General features: G+C 72.0%; 24 protein-coding genes. 9 read left to right on the top strand and 15 right to left on the bottom strand.

Translation table 11 applies throughout. From position 1 onward, the window contains the following. Positions 1-82 precede the first annotated feature (82 nt). Both IO40_RS0107090 and IO40_RS0107085 read right to left on the bottom strand, forming a co-directional pair. On the bottom strand, positions 83-613 hold the full coding sequence (locus IO40_RS0107090) for a GNAT family N-acetyltransferase (RefSeq protein ID WP_016471687.1): 531 nt from the start codon (positions 611-613) through the stop codon (positions 83-85). Between the two features lie 70 nt (positions 614-683). Next, complete coding sequence (locus tag IO40_RS0107085; RefSeq protein ID WP_031175062.1) at positions 684-947, bottom strand: HEAT repeat domain-containing protein; 264 nt, start codon at positions 945-947, stop codon at positions 684-686. 932 nt (positions 948-1,879) lie between these two features. On the opposite strand from IO40_RS0107085, the gene IO40_RS0107080 reads away from it, so the two are divergent. From IO40_RS0107080 to IO40_RS0107065, 4 genes are all read left to right on the top strand, one after another. Then, positions 1,880-2,254 (top strand): peptidase inhibitor family I36 protein, encoded by a 375-nt coding sequence (locus IO40_RS0107080; protein WP_016471685.1) that lies wholly within the window; start codon positions 1,880-1,882, stop codon positions 2,252-2,254. Positions 2,255-2,969: 715 nt separating this feature from the next. Further along, a complete protein-coding gene (locus IO40_RS0107075; RefSeq protein ID WP_016471684.1) occupies positions 2,970-4,772 on the top strand; it encodes a thiamine pyrophosphate-dependent enzyme in 1,803 nt (600 codons plus the stop codon). Between the two features lie 246 nt (positions 4,773-5,018). Continuing rightward, entirely contained in the window at positions 5,019-6,218 is a 1,200-nt protein-coding gene (locus tag IO40_RS0107070; protein WP_016471683.1) for an AAA family ATPase, read from the top strand. Positions 6,219-6,237: 19 nt separating this feature from the next. Then, positions 6,238-7,854, top strand: a complete 1,617-nt coding sequence (locus IO40_RS0107065) for a VWA domain-containing protein (protein ID WP_016471682.1) — start codon at positions 6,238-6,240, stop codon at positions 7,852-7,854. Between the two features lie 270 nt (positions 7,855-8,124). Here the strand turns inward: IO40_RS0107065 and IO40_RS0107060 are convergent, their stop codons facing one another. The 4 genes from IO40_RS0107060 to IO40_RS0107045 all read right to left on the bottom strand — a co-directional run bounded on the left by IO40_RS0107060 (position 8,125) and on the right by IO40_RS0107045 (position 12,497). Then, positions 8,125-9,120: a hypothetical protein gene (locus IO40_RS0107060; protein ID WP_031175061.1), complete on the bottom strand. Its 996-nt coding sequence runs from the start codon at positions 9,118-9,120 to the stop codon at positions 8,125-8,127. Between the two features lie 43 nt (positions 9,121-9,163). Next, a complete protein-coding gene (locus IO40_RS0107055; RefSeq protein WP_016471680.1) occupies positions 9,164-10,129 on the bottom strand; it encodes an alpha/beta hydrolase in 966 nt (321 codons plus the stop codon). A gap of 192 nt (positions 10,130-10,321) precedes the next feature. Next, entirely contained in the window at positions 10,322-11,374 is a 1,053-nt protein-coding gene (locus tag IO40_RS0107050) for an alcohol dehydrogenase catalytic domain-containing protein (RefSeq protein ID WP_016471679.1), read from the bottom strand. Between the two features lie 136 nt (positions 11,375-11,510). Further along, positions 11,511-12,497: an alpha/beta hydrolase gene (locus tag IO40_RS0107045; protein ID WP_016471678.1), complete on the bottom strand. Its 987-nt coding sequence runs from the start codon at positions 12,495-12,497 to the stop codon at positions 11,511-11,513. 303 nt (positions 12,498-12,800) lie between these two features. Between IO40_RS0107045 and IO40_RS0107040 the strand changes: the two genes are divergently transcribed. Continuing rightward, the gene (locus IO40_RS0107040) at positions 12,801-13,676 is read left to right on the top strand and encodes an SDR family oxidoreductase (RefSeq protein ID WP_031175060.1); all 876 of its coding nucleotides are present in this window, start codon (positions 12,801-12,803) and stop codon (positions 13,674-13,676) included. An 81-nt stretch (positions 13,677-13,757) separates the two neighbouring features. On the opposite strand, the gene IO40_RS0107035 is transcribed toward IO40_RS0107040, so the two are convergent. The 5 genes from IO40_RS0107035 to IO40_RS0107015 form a co-directional block, all read right to left on the bottom strand. Next, a complete protein-coding gene (locus IO40_RS0107035) occupies positions 13,758-14,972 on the bottom strand; it encodes an NAD(P)/FAD-dependent oxidoreductase (RefSeq protein ID WP_031175059.1) in 1,215 nt (404 codons plus the stop codon). Next, positions 14,969-15,163, bottom strand: a complete 195-nt coding sequence (locus tag IO40_RS0107030; RefSeq protein WP_031175058.1) for a ferredoxin — start codon at positions 15,161-15,163, stop codon at positions 14,969-14,971. Before IO40_RS0107030 ends, IO40_RS0107035 begins: the two co-directional genes overlap by 4 nt. A gap of 41 nt (positions 15,164-15,204) precedes the next feature. Next, entirely contained in the window at positions 15,205-16,434 is a 1,230-nt protein-coding gene (locus IO40_RS0107025) for a cytochrome P450 (RefSeq protein ID WP_016471674.1), read from the bottom strand. 98 nt (positions 16,435-16,532) lie between these two features. Beyond that, complete coding sequence (locus IO40_RS0107020) at positions 16,533-17,189, bottom strand: TetR/AcrR family transcriptional regulator (protein ID WP_106963866.1); 657 nt, start codon at positions 17,187-17,189, stop codon at positions 16,533-16,535. Positions 17,190-17,340: 151 nt separating this feature from the next. Next, complete coding sequence (locus tag IO40_RS0107015; protein ID WP_031175057.1) at positions 17,341-18,480, bottom strand: aminopeptidase P family protein; 1,140 nt, start codon at positions 18,478-18,480, stop codon at positions 17,341-17,343. Positions 18,481-18,837: 357 nt separating this feature from the next. On the opposite strand from IO40_RS0107015, the gene IO40_RS37535 reads away from it, so the two are divergent. After that, on the top strand, positions 18,838-19,011 hold the full coding sequence (locus IO40_RS37535; protein ID WP_016471671.1) for a hypothetical protein: 174 nt from the start codon (positions 18,838-18,840) through the stop codon (positions 19,009-19,011). Between the two features lie 142 nt (positions 19,012-19,153). Here IO40_RS37535 and IO40_RS0107005 read toward each other — a convergent pair whose 3' ends face one another. Then, positions 19,154-20,059 carry a LysR family transcriptional regulator gene (locus IO40_RS0107005; protein WP_031175056.1) on the bottom strand — a complete coding sequence of 302 codons (906 nt, stop codon included), beginning with the start codon at positions 20,057-20,059 and terminating at the stop codon, positions 19,154-19,156. 86 nt (positions 20,060-20,145) lie between these two features. Here IO40_RS0107005 and IO40_RS0107000 point away from each other — a divergent pair, with 86 nt between their 5' ends. Continuing rightward, positions 20,146-21,474, top strand: coding sequence for an aspartate aminotransferase family protein (locus tag IO40_RS0107000; RefSeq protein ID WP_016471669.1), 1,329 nt, complete (start codon positions 20,146-20,148; stop codon positions 21,472-21,474). Between the two features lie 133 nt (positions 21,475-21,607). Here IO40_RS0107000 and IO40_RS33250 read toward each other — a convergent pair whose 3' ends face one another. Continuing rightward, complete coding sequence (locus tag IO40_RS33250; protein WP_051719270.1) at positions 21,608-22,381, bottom strand: methyltransferase domain-containing protein; 774 nt, start codon at positions 22,379-22,381, stop codon at positions 21,608-21,610. A gap of 122 nt (positions 22,382-22,503) precedes the next feature. Beyond that, positions 22,504-22,890, bottom strand: a complete 387-nt coding sequence (locus tag IO40_RS0106990; protein WP_016471667.1) for a nuclear transport factor 2 family protein — start codon at positions 22,888-22,890, stop codon at positions 22,504-22,506. Positions 22,891-23,205: 315 nt separating this feature from the next. On the opposite strand from IO40_RS0106990, the gene IO40_RS0106985 reads away from it, so the two are divergent. After that, the gene (locus tag IO40_RS0106985; RefSeq protein WP_016471666.1) at positions 23,206-23,466 is read left to right on the top strand and encodes a hypothetical protein; all 261 of its coding nucleotides are present in this window, start codon (positions 23,206-23,208) and stop codon (positions 23,464-23,466) included. Positions 23,467-23,505: 39 nt separating this feature from the next. Here the strand turns inward: IO40_RS0106985 and IO40_RS0106980 are convergent, their stop codons facing one another. Continuing rightward, positions 23,506-24,663, bottom strand: coding sequence for an FAD-dependent monooxygenase (locus IO40_RS0106980; protein ID WP_031175054.1), 1,158 nt, complete (start codon positions 24,661-24,663; stop codon positions 23,506-23,508). A 74-nt stretch (positions 24,664-24,737) separates the two neighbouring features. Between IO40_RS0106980 and IO40_RS0106975 the strand changes: the two genes are divergently transcribed. After that, a complete protein-coding gene (locus IO40_RS0106975) occupies positions 24,738-25,295 on the top strand; it encodes a TetR/AcrR family transcriptional regulator (RefSeq protein ID WP_031175053.1) in 558 nt (185 codons plus the stop codon). Positions 25,296-25,358 lie beyond the last annotated feature (63 nt).

Genomic DNA, 25,358 nt, shown 5'->3' with positions numbered 1-25,358 from the left:
CGCGTGCTGTCACGAGTGTCAGGACGGGCATGCCGCAGCGCCGACCGCGCTCGCGGCCCTTCGGGAAGGTGAGACCCGGTCGTCACTCGACGCGCCGGGCCAGCACCTGGCCCGGCCAGTCTCCGTGCAGGAAGGTGTCGGTGCGCACGAAGCCGTTGCGCTCGTAGTACGCGACCAGTGCGCCCCCGCCGCCCGCCCAGCAGTCGACCCGCAGCAGGCCGACCCTGGCATGCCGGGTCTGTTCGACGGCGTGCGCCAGGAGGGCCGCTCCGACACCGAGGCCGGCATGGCGCCGGTCGGAGACGAGCAGCCGTACGTACCGCTCGGGTTCCCCCGCCGGGGCGATCGGCATGCTCGGGTCGGGCCCGAGGCCCAGTACCAGCGCTCCGACCGGCGAGCCGTCCAGCTCCGCGACGAAGGGCGAGTTCTCCGAGGTGTACCGCCGCACCCGCTGCGGCCCGTCCGGCTTCCGGGAGAACGGCGTGGTACCCCACTGCTCGGTGTTCCCGCGCGCGTTCATCCAGGCCACCGCGCCGTCGAGCATGTCGAGGACGGCCTGCGCGTCGGCGGGTCCACCCGGCCTGATCCGTATGGTTCCTGCGGTGTCCTCCATGACGGCAGCTTAGGCGCTGCTTCTTGTGGCGGGCCCTTCATGGAGAGCTGGCTACCGGGGGCTCCGCTCATCACTTCCCCACAGAAAGCCCGTCCAGGAGAATCTGCGCATTCTTCCTCACATGGGCGGCGGGGTCGCTGTCGCGGAGATCCCTGACGAGGTCGACGAGTCCTGGATATGGGAAGTAACCGGTAGCAATGATCACCGACTGGCGAATTCCTGCGTCAGGGTCGCGTACGAGGTCCCGGAACGACTGCGTGATCCGCTCGCCGTCTCCTTCGCCGGCGGCGAGTGCTGCCGCATAGATGCAGATCAGCTTCTCGCCCCCGGGCACGCACCCTCTCCAGCTCGCCCAACGCCTCCGATATGGACCAGAGTTCGCAGTCCTGCCGGATATGCTCTGCTACCTCTCGGCTGCCGGGACCGCGCAGCGTGAAGTATCGAGTGCCGATATGACGGTCGTCGACTTGGTGAATCTCGGTCCGGCGATCACTTGTGACCCAGATGTCGATGCTGGCCCCCGCCTCCGCTTTCTGATGGTGCTGCAGAATCCAGCCGCGTTGCATGGAGACGAAGTCGACATCGTCCGATGTGAACCTGGCTTTGATCACGATTCGCTTGACAAAATCCGTCATTCCGGGCGCCTTCTCGTTATCCGGGGAAGGGCGAGGGCGTTCGTCCGGTGGCCCGGCCCGTCACAGCCCGCGCGTTGTTCCAAGCCTGCTCGTCCCCCGTCGACGGGGAGGAGGGACCGGCCTGGCCCCTTCTCAGGAGCTTGACAGAAGTCGTTGAGCACGTGAGCGCCCGGACTTCCGCCTCGTCGGCGTGGTCGCCGGGAAGCGACAGCCGCGGCCGTGGGCAGCTCGGATGGCTGTGACCGCTGATCGAGCGGTTGCCACCGGAGCCAAGCCCGAAGTGCCTCCAGCCGGCCGCTGGAATGCCGGACCGCCGGGCCCTGTGCTGGACGCTGCTCGTGCTCCACACCGGCATCCGAGGGGAGTTCCTGCCGCAGGGTGGCTCTGCTCCATGTGTGGTGCGTCACAACCGCTTGAACCTCCAGTACGGGGGAGCTCTTAGCGTACGAAGCGCAGATCCCCTGCGGCATCGGCCCGCAGCAGCTTGCCGCTGATGTCGAGGGGCGTGGTAGCGGCAACCGTCGCCGCCACAAGCGGACGGGGCTGCGGAGCGCGTGCCTCAGTGACTGCTCGGCCCGTCTTCGACGGCCTCGTTCAGCCGAATCCGCCCTGTCTGACCGAAGGAGAAGTCTTGACCGCGATACGCAAGGTTCTGATGACGGCCGCGGCGCTGGCCGGCACCGTAGTCGCCGCACAGTCGGCCTCCGCCCAGCCTCTCCCGGACTCGTCCGCCGACTCTCCTCGGGTGACGGCCAGCAGCTGGCACGCCTTCGGTTCCACGGGCTTCGAAGGACTGGACCAGTGGTTCTCCGGCGAGATCGGTGAGTGCAAGTACGTCGGCAACGGCTGGAACGACAGGATCCGGTCCGCGCGCACCGAGGTCCCCACCCGCCGGGTGGAGCTGTGGGACAACGCCGACTGCACCGGAGGGTCGATCACCATCGACGGCTCCGGCTACGGCAGCATCGGCCCGTGGGTCAGTGCCTACCGCGTCGTCAGCAACTAGTACGACGGCCGAGGTGCGAGACCCGGTGACGGCGATGCCGGACGTCCGGCGGCGTCACAAGCTCTGAAGTCGCCCGAACGGGACGGTACGGGTGTCCCTCGCCCGGACCGGCGGCCGGATCCGGCTTCCGTCTCGCCACGGCGCACGCCGTGGCGCACCGGCTGAGGGAGGACGGCGTCCGGGGAACGGCTGCGGTGGCCGCTCCCCGGACAGCCGGCCCGGGCTTCTGCCAACTGGCCCCGGACGGACTCGGTGCTCGGAGCGCCTCCGTCGCCGCTACGGACGCAAGCCGGAACAGTTCCTCGCCTCCATCCCGTTCCAGGAACGAGTGGGCCCGCCTCGCTTCTCACGCCGTGCCGAACCCTGCCTCCGCGAGCGAGGGCGGAGATTCTTCGGCCGGTGCGCGGCCCACGAGTCGGCGCCCGGCCGCTTCGGTGAGCCGGCGGCAGCCTCTCCGGCGGCGTAGGCCCGCATGCCCTGTTGCTGCGCACGTGTGACAGTCGGACAAGAACAGCGCGTCCGCCCGGGTGAGCCGGCCGCCGGGGCGCGGGACATCCGGTGTTCCTGCCCGGCGGGGCGGCGCCGCTCGTGCGAAGGTGAGGGCCGTTCGTACGCCTTTCCGAAACGGCCATGACTCCGAAGGCGGCACGCGCGAGGTGCCGGGCGCTCCACACCTCAGCGGCCCTTGTTCCGCGTCCCTGGGAGGAGCACAGGTATGTCCGAGGACGGTTCTCCCCGAACGACGTCCGATCTCGTCGTCGAACGTCTGCTTGATTGGGGGATCGACACCTGCTTCGGTCTGTGCGGGGACCAGATCAACGGATTCTTCGAAGCGCTGCGCACCCATCCCCGGATGCGTTTCGTCCACGTGCGGCACGAGGAGAACGCCGCCCTCGCGTGCGTGGGCTACGCCAAGTTCACCGGCCGTCCGGCCGTCTGCGTGGCCACTGCGGGGCCCGGGGCGATCCATCTGCTCAACGGCGTCTACGACGCCCGGATCGACGGTGTCCCGCTCCTTGCGATCACCGGTCTCTCCTACCACGACACCGTCGGCACCCACCTCCTCCAGGACGTGCCCCCCGACCGGCTCTTCGACCAGGCCTGCCTCTACAACGAACGGATCATGGGGCCGGCGCACGCCGTCACGGCGACCGATCTCGCCGTGCGCAGCGCCCTGATGAACCGCACGCCCTCCCATCTGGCCATCCCCATCGACGTCCAGTCCTGGACCGAGGACACCCGCTCCCCCAAGAACACGCCGGGTCACACCTCGCTGGCGGCGCAGCCCTTCACCGTCCGCCCGCCGCACGAGCAGCTACGCGCCGCCGCCGACGTACTGGCAGGCTGCGAGCGCATCGCCATCTGTGCGGGAGCCGGGGCGCGAGGTGCCGGCGAAGAACTGGAAGAGGTCGCCGAGACGCTGGGCGCGCCGATCGTGAAGGCCGGGCTGGGCAAGGACTGCGTACCGGACGACAGCCCGTACACCACCGGCGGTATGGGGCTGATCGGCACACGCGCCAGCCATCAGGTGTTCGAGGACTGCGACGGCTTCCTCATCGTCGGTTCGTCCACGCCGTACCACGAGTTCTGGCCCGCGCCCGGGCAGGCGCGAGCGGTGCAGATCGACGTCAACGCCGACCGCATCGCCCTGCGGTACCCCGTCGAGGTCGGGCTCGTCGGAGACGCCGGCACCACGCTGCGGGCGCTGCTGCCGCTGCTGGAAAGGAAGAGCGACCGCGGCTTTCTGGAGCGCGCCCAGCGGGCCACCGCGGAGTGGTGGGAGCTGCTGCGGCAGCAGGGCACCGACGGGAGTGCCGTTCCCATGCGTCCGCAGACCGTCACCTGGCAGCTTTCCGAGGTGCTGCCGGACGGCGCCATCGTCACCGGTGACGCCGGCAGTGTCACCGCCTGGTCGAACAGGCTGCGGTTGCGGCGCGGCATGCGGTACTCCTTCTCCGGCACCCTGTGCAGCATGGGGGCCGCCTTGCCGTACGCCATCGGCGCCCAGATCGCCCACCCCGACCGGCCCGTCATCGCCTTCACGGGGGACGGCAGCATGACTATGGGCATGGGGGAACTGGCCTCCCTGGCGCAGCACGGGCTGCCGGTGAAGGTGATCGTGCTGCGGAACGACTCCCTCTCTCTGGAGGTCTGGGAGCAGAACGCGCTGCTCGGCAATCCGCAGACGGCCTGCGATCTGCATCCGGTCGACTTCTGCAAAGTCGCCGAGGCGTGCGGTCTGGCCGCCTACCGCATCGACCGCGCGGACCACGCCCGTGACGTGCTGGCCGAAGCGCTGGCGCACGAGGGGCCCGCCGTCGTCGAGGCCGTCGTCGATCCGCACGAGTCGCCGTTCGGGGAGACGCTGCTCCCCTCCCATGCGCAGCACATCGTCACGGCCTACCGGCGCGGTGAGCGCGACCGTGCCCGTATGGCCGGCAACCTGCTGGAGCCCGCCCGGCTGAGGATGTCCCCCGCCGTGCGGGACCACCAGGAGGAACTGTCCCGGTTCCGCTGAGCGACGGTCCATGCTCGGAAGAGGGCGGTCCGCTTTGGAGTGCGCGCGGGTTCTGCGGAAGAATCGAAGATCGACGAGGGCCCGGCGTGCTGCCGCCGCACACCTGTCGGCGCAGGGCCGCCTCCGAGAACGACCGCGTCACCGTGTCCCCTCAGCCGTGTGCCACGCCGTCGTGACCTCGGAGGGGGGAGGGAGATGGGGCCTGCTCGCCGGCCCGGCAGGGGCGTCCCGGACGAGGAGTTGAGCATGGGCGCACACGATGCGCAGGACACGGCCAAGAGGCTGCGCGCGATCGGCGACGAGTTGTCCGACCGTTTCTACGAACGGGCCGATGTGGTGCGGACGCTGGTGGTGACGCTGCTGGCCGGGCAGCACTCGCTGGTCCTCGGCCCGCCCGGGACGGCCAAGTCGGAGATGGCCCGCGAGCTGACCGCCAGAGTCGAGGGGGCCTCCTACTGGGAGATCCTGCTGTCGAAGTTCACCGCGCCGACCCGGATGTTCGGGCCGATAGACGTCGCCGCTCTGGCGCGGGGCGAGTACCGCCAGGTATACGACGGACGGGCCACGACCGCGCACGTCGCCTTCATCGACGAGATCTTCAAATGTTCCACGGCCGCGCTCAACGAGACGCTGGGCTACCTCAACGAGCGGATCTACCACCCCGAGAACGGCGGCGCGCCGATCCGCTGCCCGCTGATCGGCGCCATCACGGCGAGCAACGAGCTGCCCGGCGGGGAGGACTCGGCCGCGATCTACGACCGTCTGCTGGTACGCATCGAGGTCGGCTACCTGGCGGATCCAGCGAACTTCGCCGCGCTCGTCCGCTCCGCCGTCAGCCGGCCCGTGGAGCCGGCACGGACCACGGTCGAACTGGCCGCGCTGCAGGACGCCGTGACCGGGAGCGTCCCTGCCGTGGAGGTCCCGGACACGATCGTGGACGCGCTGTGCACCCTGCGGGCCGCCCTGCGCCGCAAGGAACTGATCGCCTCCGACCGCCGCTGGCGGCAGGCGGTGGGCCTCCTCCAGGCGTCCGCGTACCTCGACGGCCGCCCCGCGGTCGCCGAGTCGGATCTGTCGGTGCTGACCCACGTCCTGTGGAACTCCCCGGCCGAACGCCCGACCGTCGAGCGGGAAGTGCTGCAACTGGTCAACCCCGACGCCAGGGAGGCCCTCGACCTCGCCGATGTCGTCGACGAGCTGGAGGCACAGCTCGACGCCATGGCCGGGCAGTCCCGTGAGGCGCTGAGCGAGTGGGTCATCAAGCAGGCCCACAACAAGCTCGCCACGGCGGGGAAGCGGCTGGAGCAGCTGCGTGCCGAGGCGGCGACGGCCGGCCGCTCCACCGCCGCCATAGAGCGCGTCGCCGGCCGCCAGCGCGCTGTGCGTGCCCGTGTCCTCACCGAGGCCCTCGGCGTGGACGCGAGCATGGTGGAGGCCCAGCTGTGACACCGGGGGGAACGGAATCGTGGGCGCACCGGTGAGCAGGCTGGAGGAGCTGGCGGGCCCGGCCGGGAAGTGGCTGGGTCTGTCGGCGGCGCCCGCGGGGTACACCGCGGTCGTGGTCGCGGACCGGTTCGACCGGATCACCTGGCGCGACACCTACGAGCAGTCGGCCGGACTGCGCGAGCTCGCCGAGGAACTGGCCGGGCGTCACGAGAGCGCCGCCGACCTGCTGACCGACGCGTTCCTGGCGGCGTACAAGACCGGTCCGCGGCTGCGCGAGCCCGCGCAGATGGATCCCTCGCGGCTGGTCAACCACCAGGTCATCACGTCGCTGACGGAGTCGTGGGAGTTCGCCGAGCTGCACCGGGAGACGGCCGGGGACCCCTATGCCGCCGCGATGGCCGTGCTCGCCCAGGCCGGAGCGGTGCGCCGGCTGCTGGACCGGTCGCGGGACGCCCAGGAACGGGGCCGGCAGGCGAAGCAGGCCCGGCAGGCGGCGCTGGACGCGGCGACCGCCGTGGGCGAGGCGCTCCGGCAGGCCGCGGACGCGGCGGGCGAGGACGGTACCGTGCCGTCCGCCGCCGCGGAGGCCGTGCGCGGGGCGGTCGACGCCGCGGAGACGGCCGAGGCGGCGGCGCGGCAGGCGGCCGGGGACGCCGCGCAGGCCACCGCGGCGGCGGCTGCCGGGATCCGTGCGTCCGTACGAAGCGCGGCAGCGAAGGCGGCGTCGGCCGCGCGGCGGGAGGCCGCGCTGATGCGGACGTGGGGCGTGAGTCCAGGCGAGCTGGAACGGCTGCCGTTCGACCAGCGTGCCCGCCTCGCCGAACGGCTGCGCACCGGCCGGCTCGCCCAGTGGGCCGAGCTGATCGGCCGGTTCCGGCAGCTGGCCCGCGGCGAGCGCGCCCGCAGGGTGGAGAACGCCACCGGGGAGCTGGTCGGTGTCACGCTCGGCGACGACCTGTCCCGCGTCATCCCCTCCGAGCTGGCCCATCTCGGTCTGCCCGAGCTGCGTGCGGTCTTCGCCGCCCGGTTCGCCGCCGGCGAGCTGATGCTCTACGACACGCGGGGCGAGGAGAACAGCGGCCGGGGCGCCGTCATCGCCTGCGTGGACACCTCGCATTCCATGTACGAGGCGGGGCCCGGCGGGGTCACCCGGGAGGCGTGGGCCAAGGCGTGCGCCCTGGCGCTGCTGGACCAGGCCCGCCACGCGAAGCGTGACTTCGTGGGCATCCTGTTCTCCTCCGCCGACCGGCTGAAGGTCTTCCGTTTCCCGGCCGACCGGCCCGCCGGCATCGTCCAGGCCCTCGATTTCGCGGAGACCTTCCTCGGCGGCGGCACCAGCTACCAGACGCCGCTGTCAGTGGCCGGGCAGCTGCTGAGGGAGGAGTTCGACGACGCGGCCCGCGCACGCGGCGACATCGTGCTGATCACCGACGACGAGTGCGGCGTCACCGACGAGTGGCTGCGCGGCTGGGAGGAGACCAAGCGGCTGCTGGGCTTCAGGGTCTTCGGCGTCGCCGTGGGCGCCCCGGACGCGGCCGGGGCCGGCTCGGTCCTGGAGACCCTGTGCGACGACCTGCGCTCGGTGGAGGACCTCACCGACGTCCAGGCAGCCGCCGGCCTCTTCCGGGACATTTGACGTACGAGACATGTGACGTACGGATGCCGCCGTGTCCCGGCTGACGTGCTGTGCAGTGGGGCAGGGAGGGTGCACGGCGGCATCCCGGGGACGCCGCCGGAACCTCGGGCCTGCGGCGGGCGGGTCACGTTTCACGGGCTCCGTCTAACGGCCGCGGTTGCGCGGTGGTCGCGTCGGTGGTGGCGCGCTGCCCCGCGCGCCGGTGCCAGGCGGAAAGCGGGAGCGGGCACAGAGCGGGAGCAGGCCGGGCCATGAGCCCGGCATGACCGGCTACGCCGGCCCGGCGGGCGCCGGGGCGGCCGGAGCGGTGAGGCGTTGCAGCAGCGCCGCGGCGATGTACCGCATCCGGCCGGCGTTGGTGCGGGGGTCGTAGCCCAGGGTGTGCGTCAGCGCTTCGTGGCGTGCTTGCACGGTGGAGTGGTGCATGCCCAGTGCGACGGCGGCGGAGCGGATGCTGTCGGCTTCCACCAGCGTGCGGAGCACTTCCGCGGAACGCGCATCGAGCCCGGCCAGAGCGCGCACGTCCTCGTGCGGGTGCTGCGGGTCGTACGCCTGGGCGAGCAGGAGCATCGCTCCGAGCTCGGTCGCGTCGACAGCCGGTACGGATTCGTCCGTCAACCGCAGCGCGATGATCGCCGCGTCCCAGGATTCGGGGGCCCGGTCGGCGCGTACCCAGGTTCCGAACCCGACCGGTTCCGGAGGGTCGAGCTTGCCGAAGACATCGAGTGTCGCCCGCAGCAGCCCGTATCTGGTCGGCACGATCGCGGAGGGTGCGCCGGTCTCGGCGGTGTCGGCGGCGGTGGCCAGGATCCGTACCGGCGTCGCCGGATCGAGCCGGTGCCTGGCGAGATGCGTGACCCGCTCGGCGACCGGACGGGCCGGATCGATGACCACCTCGAAGCCGCCCTCGGGACGGCGGCGCCCCTCGATCAGCTCGACGCCCAGCGCGAGGCGCTCCACGATCATCGCGTCGTGGGGCCCCGGCTCCCCGTCCCTCTCCAGCCACACCGTCCAGTCGCCGTGGGACATCTCAGGGGAACGACGGGTTTCGCCGGCCGCCGTGACCGGATGCCCGTCGGGGTCGCGCCGGCTCACGCGCCCCCGGACCTCGGCACCCGCGACCGTCCCGGAAAGGACCGCGGCGCCCCGCAGGAGCCCGTCGAGCCCGGCGCCCCGGGTGATGAGGACGTCGAAGTACGACACGATCCGCAGGGTCTCGCTCGCCTCCGGGTCGAGTGCGCTGAGCCGACCGACCAAATGGTGCAATTGCGCTCCTTTGCTCCTCTTCGGCAGTGTATCGAGCGCCGGGTCATGCCCCCAGAGTGCGGGCCACCCAAGCGTTGCGGGCGGCCGTCATGGCGTGCGCGAGCGCGGTGTGCGGCGCGGTCAGGTCGAACCCGTGGAAGCCGCCGGGCCAGATGTGCAGTTCGGCCTGCACTCCCGCGTGCCAGAGGGCTGTCGCGTAGGCGACATCCTCGTCCCGGAAGACCTCGGCCGAGCCGCAGTCGATGAAAGCGGGCGGCAGCCCCGTCAAGTCGGTCGCACGGGCGGGCGCGGCGTAGACCGACACGTCGTCGGTGCCGCGCCGCTCCCCCAGCAGCGCGGTCCAGCCCATGACATTGCTCCCGCGGTCCCAGACGCCGACGCCGTCGAACTGGGCCGAGGAGACCGTCCGGTCCCTGTCGTCGAGCATCGGATACATGAGGACCTGGCCGATGAGGTCCGGTCCCTGCCGGTCGCGTGCCATCAGTGCGGTGCCGGCGGCCAGACCACCGCCTGCGCTCTGACCGGCGATGAGCAGCCGGTCGGGATCCATGCCGATTTCCCGGGCGTGCTCGGCCGTCCACACGAGACCCGCGTAGCAGTCCTCGACCGGATAGGGATCGGGGTACTCGGGGGCGAGCCGGTAGTCGACGGTGACCAGGACGGCATCGTGCTCGACGACCCACGGGAGGGCCTGGGCCAGGCCGGAGAACCGGTCGCCGGAGACCATGCCGCCGCCGTGCGTGTGGTAGATCCCCGGCCCGAGCCCCTGACGGTCCTCGCGGGCGATCACCGAGACGGTGATCTCGTCGCCCAGATGTCCCGGGACCGCCACGTCCCGCCGGGTCAGGCCTGAAGCCTTGAGCATCTCGTCGGTGACCTCCGCCGGTGCTGCCTGACGCATGCCGGGGATCATCTCCGCGGTCATGGTCGGCGGTATCCGATCCGCTAGGACCGCGAGCACGGCCTCCAGCTCCGGGTCGAACGGGGGACGGGAAACGCTGCTGGACATGGGGGCTCCTTCTTCCGCACCGCGTGGTCGCGGCGTGTGTCAATCGTGCTGGGCGGGCCGCCTCGCGGGGAACCGCCGGACGCCGCTGTCCCGGCCGGTGTCCTCCGCCGTTCGCGCGGCCCGGGCCGCGGAGAGGGCGCAGGCCGGTACGGGCAGGTTCCGGGCCCGCCCGTACCGGAGCGTCCGGGACGCTCAGCCGAGGCGCAGGAGGGTCTTCCCGCCGACGCCGCGGCGCAGCGAGTGGAGAGCGTCGACGATGCCTTCCAGCGGCACCTCCTTCACCCAGCCGGTGGTGTCGTAGAACCCGTCGGCCATGGCGGCGATGACCGCGTCGAACTCCTCGGGGCGGTAGCCGACCGCGCCCACGATCTCGGTCTCCCCCATCATGAGCTGCGTGGGCTGGAAGTCCATCGTGTGCTCGTGCAGCGCGGCGACCACCAGGCGACCGCCGGGCACCAGACCCGCCACGGCCGAGGAGACCGCCGCGCCCGCGCCGGCGGCGTCCACCGCGACGTCCACGCCGTCACCGCCGGTGAGCGAGGTGACAGCAGTCGCGAGATCCTCGTTCACCGGGTCGACAACCCTGGCGCCCAGCGCGGCCATGAGCGCGCGACGGTCCGCGCTCGGCTCGGACACCAGTACCTTCTCCACTCCACGGGCCTTGAACGCGAACCAGGCGCCGATACCGACCGGCCCGGCTCCCGCGACGAGCGCGCTGCCGCCCGGTTCCGCACCACTGCGCGCGGCAGCGTGCCAGCCCACCGCCATCGGCTCGACCAGCGCACCCATCCGCAGATCCACACCGTCCGGCAGTACGTGCGCCTTCGACGCGTCGCACACGGTGAACTCCGACAGACCGCCGCCCTCCGCGTTCGACCCGAGCGAGCCCATCAGCCTGCACGAGAAGGGCAGGCCCTTGCGGCAGGCGGCGCACTTGCCGCAGGAGACCGCCAGCGGGAAGACGGCACAGCGGTCGCCGACCTGCACATCCGTCACGCCCTCGCCGACCTCGACGACGGTGCCGGAGAACTCGTGACCGAGAATCTGCGGAAGAGTGGCCCCGGTCAGGGGGTGCGGCTCGTCCAGCGGGAACGGCAGCGACTCGGGGTAGAAGAAGAAATGAAGGTCGGAGCCGCAGATCCCGGCGAACGCGTTGCGCAGCTTGACCTGCCCCGGGCCGGGACTGGGCTCCGGCACCTCCTCGATGCGGAGGTCTTCCTTGCCGTAGAAACGTGCTGCCTTCATCCTCTTCCTTCAGCTTCTCGTTGGAAGCCACCGCCCTTCGGTGGCCGTTTCCTCCGGCGCCGACACTCCTGTCATGCGCCGGAAATGTGCGGCTTCGGCGCTCGGGCCCGTAACCGGCGCCAAGTGCCCACCCCGCCTACCGCCGCCCGCCGGTGTCCGGGAGCCGGGCGCCGAGGGTGCGCGCGACCCATCCGTTCCGCGCCGCGATCGCCGCCCGTGCGATACCGGATTCCGGCGCGACCATGTCGAATCCGTGGAAGCCACCGGGCCAGACGTGCAGCTCGGCCTGGACGCCGGAGTGCCAGAGCGCTGTCGCGTACGCGACGTCCTCGTCCCGGAAGACCTCGGCCGAGCCGCAGTCGATGAAAGCGGGCGGCAGCCCCGTCAAGTCGGTCGCACGGGCCGGCGCGGCGTAGACCGACACCCTGTCGGTACCGCGCCGCTCCCCCAGCAGCGCGTCCCACCCCGTCCGGTTGCTCTCCCGGACCCAGAGGCCGGCGTTCTCGTACTGTGCGCTGGAGACGGTGCGGTCCCGGTCGTCCAGCATCGGGCACATCAGCACCTGGCCGATGAGCCCGGGCCCGTTGCGGTCACGGGCCAGGAGGGCGGTGCCCGCGGCGAGCCCTCCCCCGGCGCTGGCGCCGGCGATGAGCAGCTTGCCGGGGTCGATGCCGAGTTCGGCGGCGTGCTCGGCCGTCCACACGAGACCCGCGTAGCAGTCCTCGACCGGGTACGGGTCGGGGAACTCGGGCGCGAGCCGGTACTCCACGGTCACGGCCACGGCGTCGTGCTCCACGATCCACGGCAGGATCTGGCCCACCCCGGTCATACGCTCACCGGCGATCATCCCGCCGCCGTGGATGTGATAGATGCCCGGGCCCGCGCCGGTGTGGCCGGAACGGGCGATCACGCTGGCGACGAGTTCCGCGCCTTGATGGCTGCGGACGGTCACGTCCCGGCGCGTGACCCCGACGGCGAGCAGAGCCTCGTCGGAGAGAACGGGCAACGGGGCCCGGCGCAGGGCCGGGATCGACCCGGGAGTGACCGCCGGGATCTGTTCCGCAAGGGCGGCCAGCGCCGCCTCGACCTCCGGGTCGAACGGCGGCCGTGAGTACTTGAGCATCGTCGGGATTCCCTCGGTATCTGTCACGTGCATCCGGGCGGGGCCCAGCAAATGGTCCGACGGCAAAACCGGCCGGTGGCACCGCCGGGCGAGGCGGATATCAGGCAGTTCCCCCGCCATTCGCGCGCCGTGCTGCCGCCCGGAGCCGGGCGCGGGGAGCGGTCACCTCGCCGGGCGCGTGAACGGCGGGCCGGGCGGCCGGTATCCGCCGCGAACGGCGGTGTCGCCGGGTGCCGGCCCCGGTCCACCGTGAGCGCAGTCCGCCGCGGACCGAAGCGGCGATGCAAGAGCGAGGAGAGACGTATGAACTGGCCGGCCGGGGAAGCCGCGTTCGTCACAGGCGCGGCATCGGGGATCGGCCTCGGCGTCAGCCGGGCACTCATCGCCGCGGGGGCCAAGGTGGCGCTCGCCGACATCGATGAGGAGCGGCTCGCCGAGGTCGCCGAGGAGCTGACCGCAGCCGGTGGCGTCGTGACGGCCGTTCCACTCGATGTGAGTGATGCCGGCAGCTGGACCGCCGCTGCCGACCGGGCCGAGGAGGCGCTCGGGCCGGTCTCGATCCTGTGCAACAACGCCGGCGTGAACGGGGGCGGGCCGATCGACGAGACACCACTGGAGGTCTGGCGCTGGGTCTTCTCGGTCAACATCGAGGGCCAGTTCAGCGGGGTCTCGACGTTCCTCCCCCGGTTCAAACGGCACGGCCGCCGGGCGCACATCATGAACACCGCCTCGATGGCGGGCATCGTCCCGATGATCCACGTGGGCGCCTACGCCTCGTCGAAGTTCGCCAGTGTGGGGTTCTCGATGGTGCTCAGGGACGAGCTGAGGGAAACCGGCATCGGGGTCTCCCTGCTCGTCCCGGGCACCGTGGCCACCCGTATCACCACCACCGCCGCCCGAGCCGAGGCGGAACTGCTCGGGCGGGAGGTGAAGGCCGAGGCAGTGGCCGCGAACAACGCGATGCTGGCCCAGGGCGCCGATCCGGACCGTGTCGGTGAACAGGTACTCGAAGCCATGCGGGAACGGCAGTTCCTGATCGTCACCCACCGCGACTTCGAACCGCTCGTCGGCCGCGTGCACGCCGAGATCGAGCGGGCCTTCCACGAGTTCGACGGCCGGCACGGGCCGGACGCGGCAGCACAGCTGCTGCTGCAGGGCCGGAACCCGGTCTCGTCGTAGCGACGCCTCCCGCCCGGGCAGGGCCGCACGGCTCCCGTACGAAAGACGCGTACGGGAGCCGTGCGGCGGGGTGTCCTGCGGTCAGGCGACGAGCGAGTCGGCGGGCGACCGCCACTGGGTGCGGGCCGCGATGGCGGCCCGCCACCGGCGGAGGGCCTTCGGCGGCATGCCGACGGCGAGAGCGCCGGTGAGGGCGGGGCCCGTGCGGTAGGCCACGAGGAAACGGCCGTCCGCCGGGTCGCCCTCCACGACCTGTGCCTCGTCGTGGCCGCGCAGGCAGCCGTACGCCTGGATCCTCGTGCCGTGCTGGTCGGACCAGAAGTACGGCACCGGGGCGAATGGTGCGGCCCGCTCGGGGTGCAGCAGGTTGCGGGCGGCGGCCATGCCCTGTTCCGCGGCGTTGGTGCGGTGCTCGACGCGCATGTCGGTGCCGAAGAGCGGATTGTGCCAGCGGGCCACGTCGCCTGCCGCGTACACGTCCGGGGCGGCGGCGCTGTACTCGTCGCACAGCACCCCGTCGAAGAGCCGCAGTCCGCTGTCCCGGAGCCAGGCGGTGTTGGGTTCGGAGCCGATCGCGACGAGCACGTCGTCGGCCGGAAGCAGGGTGCCGTCGGCCAGGCGGACGCCTGTGGCCCGGCCGCCGGCGGTGACGATGCCGGTGACCTCGGTGCCCAGCCGCAGGTCCACGCCGTTGTCGCGGTGCAGCCGCGTCAGAAAGGCGCCGGCGTCCGGCCCGACGAGATGGGCGAGGGGGGTGGGTGCGGGTTCGACGAGGGTCACGGCCACATCGAGGGTGCGGGCGGCTGCGGCGACCTCCGATCCGAGGAACCCGGCGCCCACCACGACGAGTCGGCGTCCTGCGGTCAGCCGCTGCCGCAGGGCCAGGGCGTCGGGGAGGTCGCGCAGGACGTGTACGCCGGGGGTGCCGCACCAGGGCAGCCGCCGTGGCCGGACCCCGGTGGCGACGATCAGGGCGTCGTAGCCGGTCTCGGTGCCGTCGGCGAGTGTGACAGTGCGGGCGGCCGGGCTCAGTGCGGCTGCCGCCGTGCCCAGCCTCAGTTCGAGATCGAGGGCATCGATATCTTCCGGCCGGCGCAGTGCCGTGCGTTCGGCCGGCCAGGTTCCGGTGAGGACCTGTTTGGACAGCGGCGGCCGGTCGTAGGGAAGGTGCGGTTCGCGGCCGATGAGGGTGAGGGCGCCTTCGAATCCTTCCCGGCGCAGGGTCTCGGCGGCCGAGAGCCCGGCTGCCGAGGCCCCCGCTATCACGATGCGGCGCAGCGGCCGGCGGTCCGTCATTTGTCCGCCAGCCGGATGGCCGCGGCCGGGCAGATCGCCGCGGCTTCGCGTACGTCGTCGTGCGTGCTCTCCTCTGGGTGGTCGTCGAGCACGACGACGATGCCGTCGTCGTCCTGGTCGAAGACGTCGGGGGCCGCCAGGACGCACTGTCCGGACGCGACGCACTTGGGCTGGTCGGCTTCCACACGCATGGGTTTCCTCGATTCCGGCAGTGGGGTCGCGGTCTTGTGGGTCACCAGGTGACGGGGAGTTCGTAGACCCCGTAGACGATGCCGTCGTGCTTGAAGCGCACCTCGTCGAAGTCGGTGGCCAGCCGAAGGGTGGGGATACGGCGGTAGAGGGTGCTGTAGACGACCTGGAGTTCGACGCGGGCGAGCGGCTGGCCGAGGCACTGGTGCACGCCGTAGCCGAAGGCGACGTGGCGGCGGGCGGGGCGGGTGAGGTCGAGCCGGTCGGGGTCGGGGAAGGCGTCCGGGTCGCGGTTGGCGATGTCGTTGGCGAAGATGATCCCTTCGCCGGCGCGGATGGTCTCGCCGCCGATCTCGATGTCCGCCAGCGCCACACGGCGGCGCCCGGAGTGGGTGATGTTCAAGTAGCGCAGGAGTTCCTCGACGGCGCCGGCCACCGCCTTGGGGTCGTCCGTCTCGCGCAGGAGGGCCAGTTGGCCGGGGTTGCGCAGCAGGGCGAGAGTGCCTAGAGCGATCATGTTCGCGGTGGTCTCGTGGCCCGCGCCGAGCAGCAGGGTGCCCATGCGGGCGGCCTCGTGCCGTGTCATCTCGCCGGTGGCCACCCGTTCCGTGGCGAGCGCGGACAGCATGTCGCCGGCGGGATGGGCGAGTTTGTCGGCGAGGAGTTCGTCCAGGTAGTCGGTGAGCGCCTTGTTGGCCGCCGCCACTTCCTCCGGCGTCGAGGTCCGGCGGACTATGACCTTGGTGTGGCGCTGGAAGAAGTCGTGCTTCTCATAAGGGACGCCGAGCAGTTCGCAGATGACGAGGCTGGGCACCGGCAGTGCGAACTGCTCGACGAGGTCGACCGGTTTGGGGCCGGCGAGCATGGTGTCGATCAGGTCGTCGACGATCTGCTGGACGGACGGCCGCAGGGCCTCCACCTTCTTGATCGCGAACGGTGCCGTCACCATGCGGCGGAGCCGGGCGTGTTCGGGGTCGTCCATGGTCAGGAAGGTCTGGGCGGCCGGGTCGCTGCCCTGCATCGCGGCGGAGCGGTGCGGATAGCCCTCGCGGGTCGAGTCGGCGCTGACACGGGGGTCGTTGAGCAGGGCGCGTACGTCTTCGTGGCGGGTGATGAGCCATGGCTGGGTGCCGTCCCAGATCCGCACGCGGGAGACGGGCTTTTCGGTCTGGAGGGTACGGAGGACGGGAGGCGGGTCGAAGGGGCATCCGGCTGCCCTGGGCGCGGGGTATGCGGGCAGTCCGGCTGCGGTGTCCGCCACTGTCTCGGTCATGCATGCCTCCATGGCAGAGGAATTGCGACCCCCGTTTACTAACACCGTTAGGTGCCCTGGGCAACCATGCGACCGGAGAAGGGGATTCCGCACGGGGGTTATCCGGCCAACGCCAGCTTCAGAAGGTCGTCCGCCATCTCCTGCATGGCGTGCCGGTCCGTCTCGAACGGTGTGGACATGGCCATCGCCACCACTCCGTGCAGGGAGAACCACAGCAGCCAGGCGACCCGCTGGTCGTCGCGGCCCTCACCCTCCATGTCGCCGGCCCGCTTCTCGTCGCGGCCCTCACCACCGCCACCCCGGCAGGCCGCCACCGCCTCCAGCCACACCTGGGAGACCAGGAACAGCGGATGGGAGGCCATCTCCTCGCGGGAGCGGAGGGTCCTCTCGATACCGAACATCAACCGGTAGAGCTTCGGGTTGTCCAGCGCCAGCTGGCAGTACCGGCGGGTCATGGCCTGCAGTCCGGCCCGCGGCCCGTTCGCGGCCTCGCCCTCCCTGGCCTCCCGCAACTCGGTGGCCAGCCGCTCGTACGCCCGCTGCGTGACCGTCGCCACCAGCTCAGCGCGGTCGGCGAAGTGCAGATAGATGCTGGGTGCCGAGATGCCGACCTCGCGGGCCACCGCGCGGAGGGAGAGGTCGCCCTCCCGGCCGGACTCCGTCAGCAGACGCGCGGCAGCCGCCAGGATCTCGTCACGCAGCGCGCCGCCCTCTCCCCACCGGCTCGGTGTACGGCGCTTGAACCCGTCAGCCACCACAACCCCCTCATGACGCTGGAGCCAACCGGCTCATTGTGGCCTGAACTTATCGTTCCGGCCCGAGGGGCCGCCATGCCGGGCCCGCCCGCAGGACGTGCCCGGCGGCGGGGGCGCGGGACGGCGGCCCGGCCCCCGGGAGGCGCCGGCGTCAGGGCAGGACGACCAGTTCACGGTCCGTCAGGTTGAGCCGTTCCCCTCCGGTCGCGGTGCAGACCACGATGTCCTCGATGCGGGCGCCGTACCTGTCGGGCAGGTAGATCCCGGGTTCGACGGAGAAGGTCATGCCCTCGGCCAGCGGCAGCCGGTTGCCCGCGACGATGTAGGGCTCCTCGTGGGTTTCCAGTCCGATGCCGTGGCCGGTGCGGTGGATGAAGCGGGAGCCGTACCCGGCCTCCGCGATGAGGTCACGCCCGACGGCGTCCAGCTCCTCCGCGGTGATGCCCGGGCGCACCGCCTCGGTCTGGGCCCGCTGGGCGCGCAGCAGTACGTCGTGGAGCCGCCGGAACTCCTCGGGGGGCTCGCCCACCGCGTAGACGCGGGTCGAGTCGGAGCAGTAGCCCTCCGGGGTGGTACCGCCGATGTCGACCACCACCGGGTCACCGGGCTGGATCACGCGGTCGGACAGCTCGTGGTGGGGACTGGCGCCGTTGGGTCCTGAGCCGACGATGACGAAGTCGGCGCGGGCATGTCCTTCCTCGGTGATGGCCGCGGCGATGTCCCGTCCCACCTCTCGCTCGGTACGGCCGGCCCGCAGCCACTCCCCCATGCGGGCGTGCACTCGGTCGATGGCGGCCCCGGCCCGGCGCAGGGCGTCCACCTCCTGCGGCGTCTTGCGGATCCTCAGCTCGTTGAGCACCGTCCCGGCCAGCTCCTGCCGGGATTCGGGGAGCACGCGGCGGAAGGCGAGGAGCTTCTCCGCCCACATGTGGTTGTCGACGCCGACCCGGGCGGGCGGGGCGGGCAGCCGGCCGGCGATGAGGGCGTAGGGGTCGTCGGTCTCCTCCCAGGCGACCAGGTCCAGATCCAGTCCGCCGGCGGGTGAGGCCGCCGCGGCGGGCTCCTCCAGCGCCGGGACCAGGAGGAAGGGGCGGCCGTCCGCGGGGAGCACCAGGCAGGTCAGCCGCTCCAGCTGCAAGGCGTCGTAACCGGTCAGATACCGCAGATCGGCACCGGGTGAGATCAGCAGGGCGTCGAGGTCGGCGCGTGCCGCGGCGGCCCGGGCGCGGTCGAGCCGGTCGGCCGGGTAGAGGTCCTGGCCGGGCTCGTGGGCGGGCTTCCCGTCGTGCATCAGGTTCCTCCGCGTTTCCTGTGCGGCCCGTGGGCCGGATCCGACTGCCGCATAGGCGGCACCGTCGGTGCAGCCTATGCCCTGCGGCCGGCGCGTGAGGTGTCCCGGAAAGCCGGCTCGCTCCGCGGGTCAGGGCCGGCGGCTTCCCCTGGGTCCCTCCCGCGCGGGGCGGCGCGGCCGACGTTTCGGAACGTGCCAACCGGTTACGCCGACAGGCACCGGCGCACGGGAGGTCCGCACCGCGCCGACGGGCCCGGCCGGGGCGGGCAGGTTCCGCTGCTCCGGACCGGGCGGCGCGGTGCGGTGCGGCTCGTGCGCAGGTGCGGGACCGCCGAGTGGCCAGGAAGGAGCAGGTGCATGAGCCGGAACGGCGACAAGCCACGTACGGCCCTCGAGGAGACGGAGGAGGAAGCGCGGCAGGCGCTCACCTCGGTCGGCGAGGAGGACGAGTCGCGGACCGGCGAGGCCGGTGACGCGCTCAAGCCGGACCTGGAGGCGCAGGAGCAGGCCTCCGGGGAACCCTCCGACTGACGCGTCCGGCGCTTCGGCCGCTCACCCGGACCCGCACGGGCCGGGACGGCGCCGCGCAGGCCAAGGCGGTGCCGCGCGCGGTGGCGGCCGGAGCGCGGCGCCGGAGCGCGGTCAAGGGCGCGCGGTGGCGCGCTCTTCGGCGTCACGCTCCGACGGGCGGCTCCGGACGGTGCCGCAGCGCGTCCAGTACCGCGCGCACGGCCGCGCGGGGCGGTGAACCACGGCGGACCGCGGCGGTGATCGTACGGGTGACCGGGTTCGACAGTTCCCGGGTCAGGACGCGGTAGCGGCCGAGGTCGACCGCCAGTCCGGGCAGCAGGGCGATGGACAGCCCGGCCTCGACGTGCTGCAGCGTCATCATGTAGTTGCTGAACCTGCACACGATGTGGGGCTCGAACCCCGCCTGGCGGCACAGTCGCAGCGCCAGGTTGGCCATGTACGACTGCGGCTTGTCGAACGACCAGGAGGCGTCGGTGCAGGACGCCAGGTCCACGGTGCCGCGTTTGGCCGCGGGATGGCCGGGCGGGACCACCAGGAGAACGGGGTCCGTGGCGAGCGGCACGAGGTCGATGTCCGGCCCCAGCGGCAGCTCGTCGAAGTCCGTGGTCGTGATGATGAGATCCACGTCGCCCACCCGCAGTGCGGGGATGCTCTCGTGCGGCTCCAGCTCCAGCAGTTCGACATCGAGCTTGGGGTGTTCGCGGGTCAGACGGGTCACCGCGGGCACGGCCATGGTGTGGATCGCGCTCTGGAAGGCGCCGAGCCGCACCCGTCCGGCCGGCTCCGCCCCGAAGCCCCGCAGCTCCGCCTCGACGCCGGCCATGTGGTCGAGGATGGTGCGCGCCCGGCGCGCCAGGATCAGCCCGGCGGGGGTCAGCCGCACCCGGCGGCCCGTCCGTTCCAGCAGCTGTGTGCCCGTCTCGGTCTCCAGTGTGGCGAGCTGCTGGGACACGTTCGACGGGCTCAGGTTGGCCGCCTCGGCGACCGCGCGGACCGTGCCGAGCGTGTCGAGCCGGCTGAGCAGCTGAAGCCTCCAGGGGTTCATCATGCGCTCATTATTGTGCGGTTTCACCGCACAGAAGTTCCGGAAATGTGAGATGGACGCGTTCTTCAGGCCCGTCCTACGGTCGGATCATGACTGTTTCGACCACCGCGCCGTCGGCGACAGCAGCTCTGTGGGCCGACGCCGAGCGGCACCTCGTCCGTTACGGAGGCGCCTTCACCCCCGAGATCATCGACCGTGCCGCCGGGAGCTACGTGTTCACCGCGGACGGCCGGAAGGTCCTCGACTTCACCTCCGGACAGATGAGCGCGATCCTCGGGCACTCGCACCCGGAGATCGTGGATACGGTGCGGCAGCAGATCGCCTCGCTGGACCATCTCTACAGCGGCATGCTCAGCCCGCCTGTCGTCGGTCTCGCCCGGCGGCTGGCCGGCACCCTGCCCGCACCGCTGGAGAAGGCGCTCCTGCTGACGACCGGCGCCGAGTCGAACGAAGCCGCACTCCGGATGGCGAAACTCGTCACCGGCAAACACGAGGTCGTCTCCTTCGCGCGGTCCTGGCACGGTATGACGCAGGCCGCCGCGTCCGCCACCTACAGCGCGGGACGCAAGGGGTACGGTCCCGGAGCGCCCGGCAACTTCGCCATCCCCGTGCCCAACACCTACCGGCCGGACTTCACCACGGCCGACGGCTGCCTGGACTGGCGCCGCCAGCTGGACTTCGCCTTCGACCTGATCGACGCCCAGTCGACCGGCAGCCTGGCCGCGTGCCTCGTGGAACCGATCCTCAGCTCCGGCGGGATCATCGAGCCGCCCGCCGGGTACTTCGCCGCCCTGCGCGAGAAGTGCCGTGAACGCGGCATGCTGCTCATCCTCGACGAGGCGCAGACCGGACTGTGCCGCACCGGCACCTGGTACGCGTTCGAGCGTGACGGTGTCGTCCCCGACATCCTCACCCTGTCCAAGACGCTCGGCGCCGGACTCCCCCTGGCAGCGGTGATCACCAGCGAGGAGATCGAACAGGAGGCGCACGAGCGCGGTTTCCTGTTCTTCACCACCCACGTCGCCGACCCGCTGGTGGCCGCTGTCGGAAACACCGTCCTCGACGTACTGACCCGGGACCGGCTGGACGAGCGGGCACGGGCGCTCGGTGAGTTCCTCCGCGACGGGCTGACCGAGATGGCCGGGCGCCACCCGGTCGTCGGCGACATCCGCGGCCGGGGACTGCTCGCCGGTCTCGAACTCGTCGTCGACCGCGCGACGAAGCGGACCTCCGACGAGTTGGGCGCCCTGGTCACCCGACGCTGCCTGGAACTCGGCCTGCACATGAACATCGTCCAGCTGCCCGGTATGGGCGGCACCTTCCGGATCGCACCGCCGCTGACCGCCACCGAGGAGGAGCTGTCGCTCGGCCTGTCGATCCTGGACCAGGCGCTCGGCGAGGCGTGCGCCGCGCTGTGAACCCGGCGCGCCGGAAACGGTGTGTCAGGCCGGCTCGGCGCACGGGTTCCGGCAGCCCACGGGGTGATCCCCGGGGACGGGGCCGCCCGGTGCGCCGGGCGCCGCGGCGGCGAAGCGAGGCGCCCGGCCGGTGTCACGCGGTGCCGGCGACCGGCAGCAGCTCGTACAACCGGTGCTCGACGGGGTCGTCGATGCCGTCGCCGGGCGTGCCCCTGCCGCGGTCCGTCAGTTCGGCGCGGAAGCCGTGTGCGGCGGCCAGGGAGTGCAGCGCTTCCTCGTCCGAGATGTCACCGAGGCCGAGGAACAGCCGCCCGCCGGGCGCCAGATGACGGCGTGCGCCGGCGAGATAGGTGCGGCAGCAGTAGTGGCCGACGTCCTCCACGCCCCTGGCGTAGGAGCTGGGCGGCGGCGAGCCCTCGGGCAGGCTCACATAGGGAAGTGCCCAGAAGACGAGGTCGAACGGCCCGTCGTCCGGTCCGAGCGCGTCGAAGACATCGCCGGTCTTGGCCCGCACCTGCGGGGTCCGGTGCCGCCGGGCGTTGCGCCTGGTGGCGACGACGGCGTGCGGTTCGACGTCCACCGCGAGCACGTCCGCGCACCCGGCCCGCGCCGCGTACACCGCCGTGACGCCGGCTCCGCAGCCCACTTCGAGGAAGGTTCCGCCTCTGGGGTAGGGCAGGCGCTGGGCGAAGAAGGCGGTGGCGTAGGACGTGGTCGGCAGAAAGACCCCCGGTGCGAAATCCCAGGTCTCCCCGAGGTAGCTGAAGGTGCCGATGGCCTCCGCCTCTGCGATCCGCTCACGGGCCGCGGCGTCCGGCCACTCCGGAACCTGCCCGGTGTCGGTGCCGCTGTCGGCGCGGGGCTGCGGGGTGCGGCCCGGGCCACCGCGTGTCACGGGGTCGGTCATGGAGTCCTCCTTCCGGGCGCGGGCGCGTACGGACGCGCCCGCGCCCGGAGCATCCCCGGCCCGAAGACGCGGCACATGTTGTGAGCACGTAAACCATGCGTCTTGATGAACGGGCCGTCGGCTCAGACGAAGAAGGCGTTCATGCCGGGCACGTCGGACAGATAGGTCTCGATCTGCGCGATCTTTCCGTCGCGCAGCCGGCAGACGGTGGACAGGTACTCATCCAGCCGGACCTCGCCCCGCTGCGCCGTGTTGTGCAGGGAGAGGGCCATGTTCTCGCGGCTGACCAGGATGTGCAGCAGTTCGAAGCGGAGACCGTAGGAGGCGATCTTCCTCGCCCGCTCGACGACCGCGTCGGCGCCGTCGGCCGTGCCGGAGATGGTGTTGTCGCCCGGCAGCGTCCAGGTGGCGTCGTCGGTGAGCAGCGTGCGGATGCCGTCCCAGTCGCCGGCGGCGAGGAAGGCGTGGAACTTCCGGCCGAGTTCGTGGGCGGTCTCGTACGTGGACATGGTCCCTCCCGGGAGCACTTAAAGCGATGATCTCTGCCTTAAGACTCTAGGCGGCCGACAACTAAAGCGCAAATCACTGCTTTAAGCTGGTGTGCCCGCCCCCGGACGGCCCGGGCCCGGGGGCGGGGGGGCTCGCCGGGAGCGCCCGGCGCCGACTGCCCGCGAAGGGAAGAAGCCGCGGAGTGCCGTGAACCTTTCCGGCCGGCCGGGCATCGAACGCCGTGGCAGGAGCCCGCAGCGGCCCCGCGCCCACCACCCCGCCGTGACACCGAGCCGTCCGGACGGCTCCCGGACGCGTACGCGCGAGAGGAACACGTGCTCAAGTTCAAACACGCCGCGCTCGTCGGCGCCGGTCTCCTCGGCGCCGGCGTCGTCGCCTTCTCCGGCGATACCGCCGGGGCCGCGCGGGCCCTGCCCGACCCCGGGCACTACATGGTCGGCGACACCTACAAGGAGCCCAGCGGGGACCAGTGTATGGCGGACGGCCATGCGTGGCCCGTCAAGGAGTTCGCCTGCACAGGCCCCTACCCGGACGGGTCGTGGGCGCTCACCGTCACCGCCGTCGAGTCCCGGTAGGAGCAGGCCCCCCGCGCCCCGCCGGCGCGCGGGGCCGGGTCAGCCCAAAACCGGTGGCGTCCAGTCGGCATGCCGCAGGATGCCGCGGATCGTCGCACGGGAAGGAGCCAGCCGCAGCGCGGTGTTGCGTGCGGCGACGGCCAGCGGATGGCTCAGCTGCTGCCCCATGCGGCCGGCCTGCCGCGCGGCGCGGGCGACGGCCTGGCTGCGCGGGCGGCGCTCCGCGTCGTAACGGGCCAGCCCGGACTCGACGGTGGGTTCGGCGGCGAGTGCCGCCGCGAGGGTGGCCGCGTCCTCCAGTGCCTGGCAGGCACCCTGGCCGAGGTTCGGGGTCATCGCGTGGGCCGCGTCGCCCAGCAGTGCGATCCGGCCCGCGGTGAAGGCGGGCAGCGGGGTCACCAGTTCGTGGATGTCGTGGTGCAGGACGGCTTCCGGCCGGGTCGCGGCCAGCAGGCGGGGGATGGGATCGTGCCAGGCGGCGAAGCGACGGCGCAGCCTGGCCAGGGGGTCCGCGTGCCGTACGCCGGGCGGCGAGTTGAGTACGGCGTGCCACTCCGCCCGGTCGTCGGGCAGGGCGATGTGCCCGAACTCCGCGCCGTTTCCCCATGTGAGGGCGAAGTCCATGTCCAGCCCGACCGCCTCCTCGGTGATGGCGCGCAGGACGGTCGAGCCGCTGTGCACAGGGCCCGGATGGCGGGGGAAGAGCTGGGCGCGCAGACGGCTGTTCACGCCGTCGGCGGCGACGACCAGATCCGCGTCGAGCGCACCCTCCTTGAGCGTCACCCGCACGCGTCCGGCGCCGGCGGGGCCGGCGGACACCGCTTCGATGCCGATCGCCAGAGCGCCTTCCGGCAGTGCGGAACGCAGCAGCCGGTGCAGCTCGGCCCGGGTGATGCCGACGATCGGGGTACCCAGCTCGCGCTCCAGCACGGCTCCGTCCATCCGGGCCAGCCAGCCCCCGCCGGGGGTCCGGGTGCCGCCGGTGTACTGGGGGCGTGAGGCCGCGCGCACCGCCTCGCCGACGCCGAGGGTGTCGAGGGCACGGATGCCGTTGGCGTGCAGGGAGATGGCCGCTCCCACATCGGCGAGGACCGGTGCGCGTTCGACGACTGTCACCTCCCAGCCGGTCCTGTGCAGTCCGATCGCGGCGGCCAGCCCGCCGATGCCTCCGCCGACCACTACCGCGGTACCGCCCATTCCGGCCCCCTCACTCGCTTCTACAGATGTAGAAGGAGCGTACTCCTGCCCCTCTACAGGTGTAGAAAGGGGGGATGCCCACCGACCGACGCACCCTCCTGGCCGACGCGGCCGTCGACGTGCTCGCCCAGTCCGGGTTCCGCGGACTGACCCATCGCGCGGTGGACCGGGCGGCGAATCTGCCTCCCGGCACCACCTCCGCCTACTACCGCACCCGGCAAGCACTGCTCACCGCCCTGGTCCGGCGCCTGGTCGCGCTCGACCAGGCAGAGCTCCAGGACATCGGTGAGCGGACACCCGCACCGCGGAACGCCGAAGAACTGACGGCCGGGATCGCCGCCTTCGCCGGGCAGCGGCTCACGGGCGAGGGCCGGCGCCGCTCGCTGGCGCGGTACGCCTGCGCCATCGAGAGCGTGCACCATCCGGAGCTGCGGGAGATCCTCGTCCCGCGCGAGAACGCCGCGCACCGGGCCGTGCGCGACTTCCTGGCCGCGCAGGGCGTCGCAGACGCCGAAGCCCGCACCGTCACCTTGCTGACCTGTGTCGACGGCCTGGTGTTCGACCGTCTGGTGAGTGGAGGGACCGTCTCGGACCACGAGATCCGGGGCCTGGTGACCGCCGCACTGCGCTGAGGGCACCCGCCGGCCCCCAGCGCCTCGCGGAGCGAGCGCATCGCCCGGAGGGCCGCGGAGCAC

Origin of the sequence: Streptomyces albus subsp. albus (assembly GCF_000725885.1) — a bacterium.
GTDB lineage: Bacteria > Actinomycetota > Actinomycetes > Streptomycetales > Streptomycetaceae > Streptomyces > Streptomyces albus.
Note: the sequence above shows the minus strand (reverse complement) of the source record. Positions and strands in the feature narration are given on the sequence as shown.

Coding starts and splice junctions, on each gene's coding strand:
- IO40_RS0106980 (WP_031175054.1), bottom strand. CDS start 24,663: ATGGGCGGTACCGCGGTAGTGGTCGGCGGAGGCATCGGCGGGCTGGCC.
- IO40_RS37535 (WP_016471671.1), top strand. CDS start 18,838: ATGAGCCGGAACGGCGACAAGCCACGTACGGCCCTCGAGGAGACGGAG.
- IO40_RS0107035 (WP_031175059.1), bottom strand. CDS start 14,972: ATGACGGACCGCCGGCCGCTGCGCCGCATCGTGATAGCGGGGGCCTCG.
- IO40_RS0107050 (WP_016471679.1), bottom strand. CDS start 11,374: ATGAAGGCAGCACGTTTCTACGGCAAGGAAGACCTCCGCATCGAGGAG.
- IO40_RS0107030 (WP_031175058.1), bottom strand. CDS start 15,163: ATGCGTGTGGAAGCCGACCAGCCCAAGTGCGTCGCGTCCGGACAGTGC.
- IO40_RS0107000 (WP_016471669.1), top strand. CDS start 20,146: ATGACTGTTTCGACCACCGCGCCGTCGGCGACAGCAGCTCTGTGGGCC.
- IO40_RS0107045 (WP_016471678.1), bottom strand. CDS start 12,497: ATGCTCAAGTACTCACGGCCGCCGTTCGACCCGGAGGTCGAGGCGGCG.
- IO40_RS0107025 (WP_016471674.1), bottom strand. CDS start 16,434: ATGACCGAGACAGTGGCGGACACCGCAGCCGGACTGCCCGCATACCCC.
- IO40_RS0106975 (WP_031175053.1), top strand. CDS start 24,738: ATGCCCACCGACCGACGCACCCTCCTGGCCGACGCGGCCGTCGACGTG.
- IO40_RS33250 (WP_051719270.1), bottom strand. CDS start 22,381: ATGACCGACCCCGTGACACGCGGTGGCCCGGGCCGCACCCCGCAGCCC.
- IO40_RS0106990 (WP_016471667.1), bottom strand. CDS start 22,890: ATGTCCACGTACGAGACCGCCCACGAACTCGGCCGGAAGTTCCACGCC.
- IO40_RS0107070 (WP_016471683.1), top strand. CDS start 5,019: ATGGGCGCACACGATGCGCAGGACACGGCCAAGAGGCTGCGCGCGATC.
- IO40_RS0107005 (WP_031175056.1), bottom strand. CDS start 20,059: ATGATGAACCCCTGGAGGCTTCAGCTGCTCAGCCGGCTCGACACGCTC.
- IO40_RS0107015 (WP_031175057.1), bottom strand. CDS start 18,480: ATGCACGACGGGAAGCCCGCCCACGAGCCCGGCCAGGACCTCTACCCG.
- IO40_RS0107090 (WP_016471687.1), bottom strand. CDS start 613: ATGGAGGACACCGCAGGAACCATACGGATCAGGCCGGGTGGACCCGCC.
- IO40_RS0107055 (WP_016471680.1), bottom strand. CDS start 10,129: ATGTCCAGCAGCGTTTCCCGTCCCCCGTTCGACCCGGAGCTGGAGGCC.
- IO40_RS0107075 (WP_016471684.1), top strand. CDS start 2,970: ATGTCCGAGGACGGTTCTCCCCGAACGACGTCCGATCTCGTCGTCGAA.
- IO40_RS0107040 (WP_031175060.1), top strand. CDS start 12,801: ATGAACTGGCCGGCCGGGGAAGCCGCGTTCGTCACAGGCGCGGCATCG.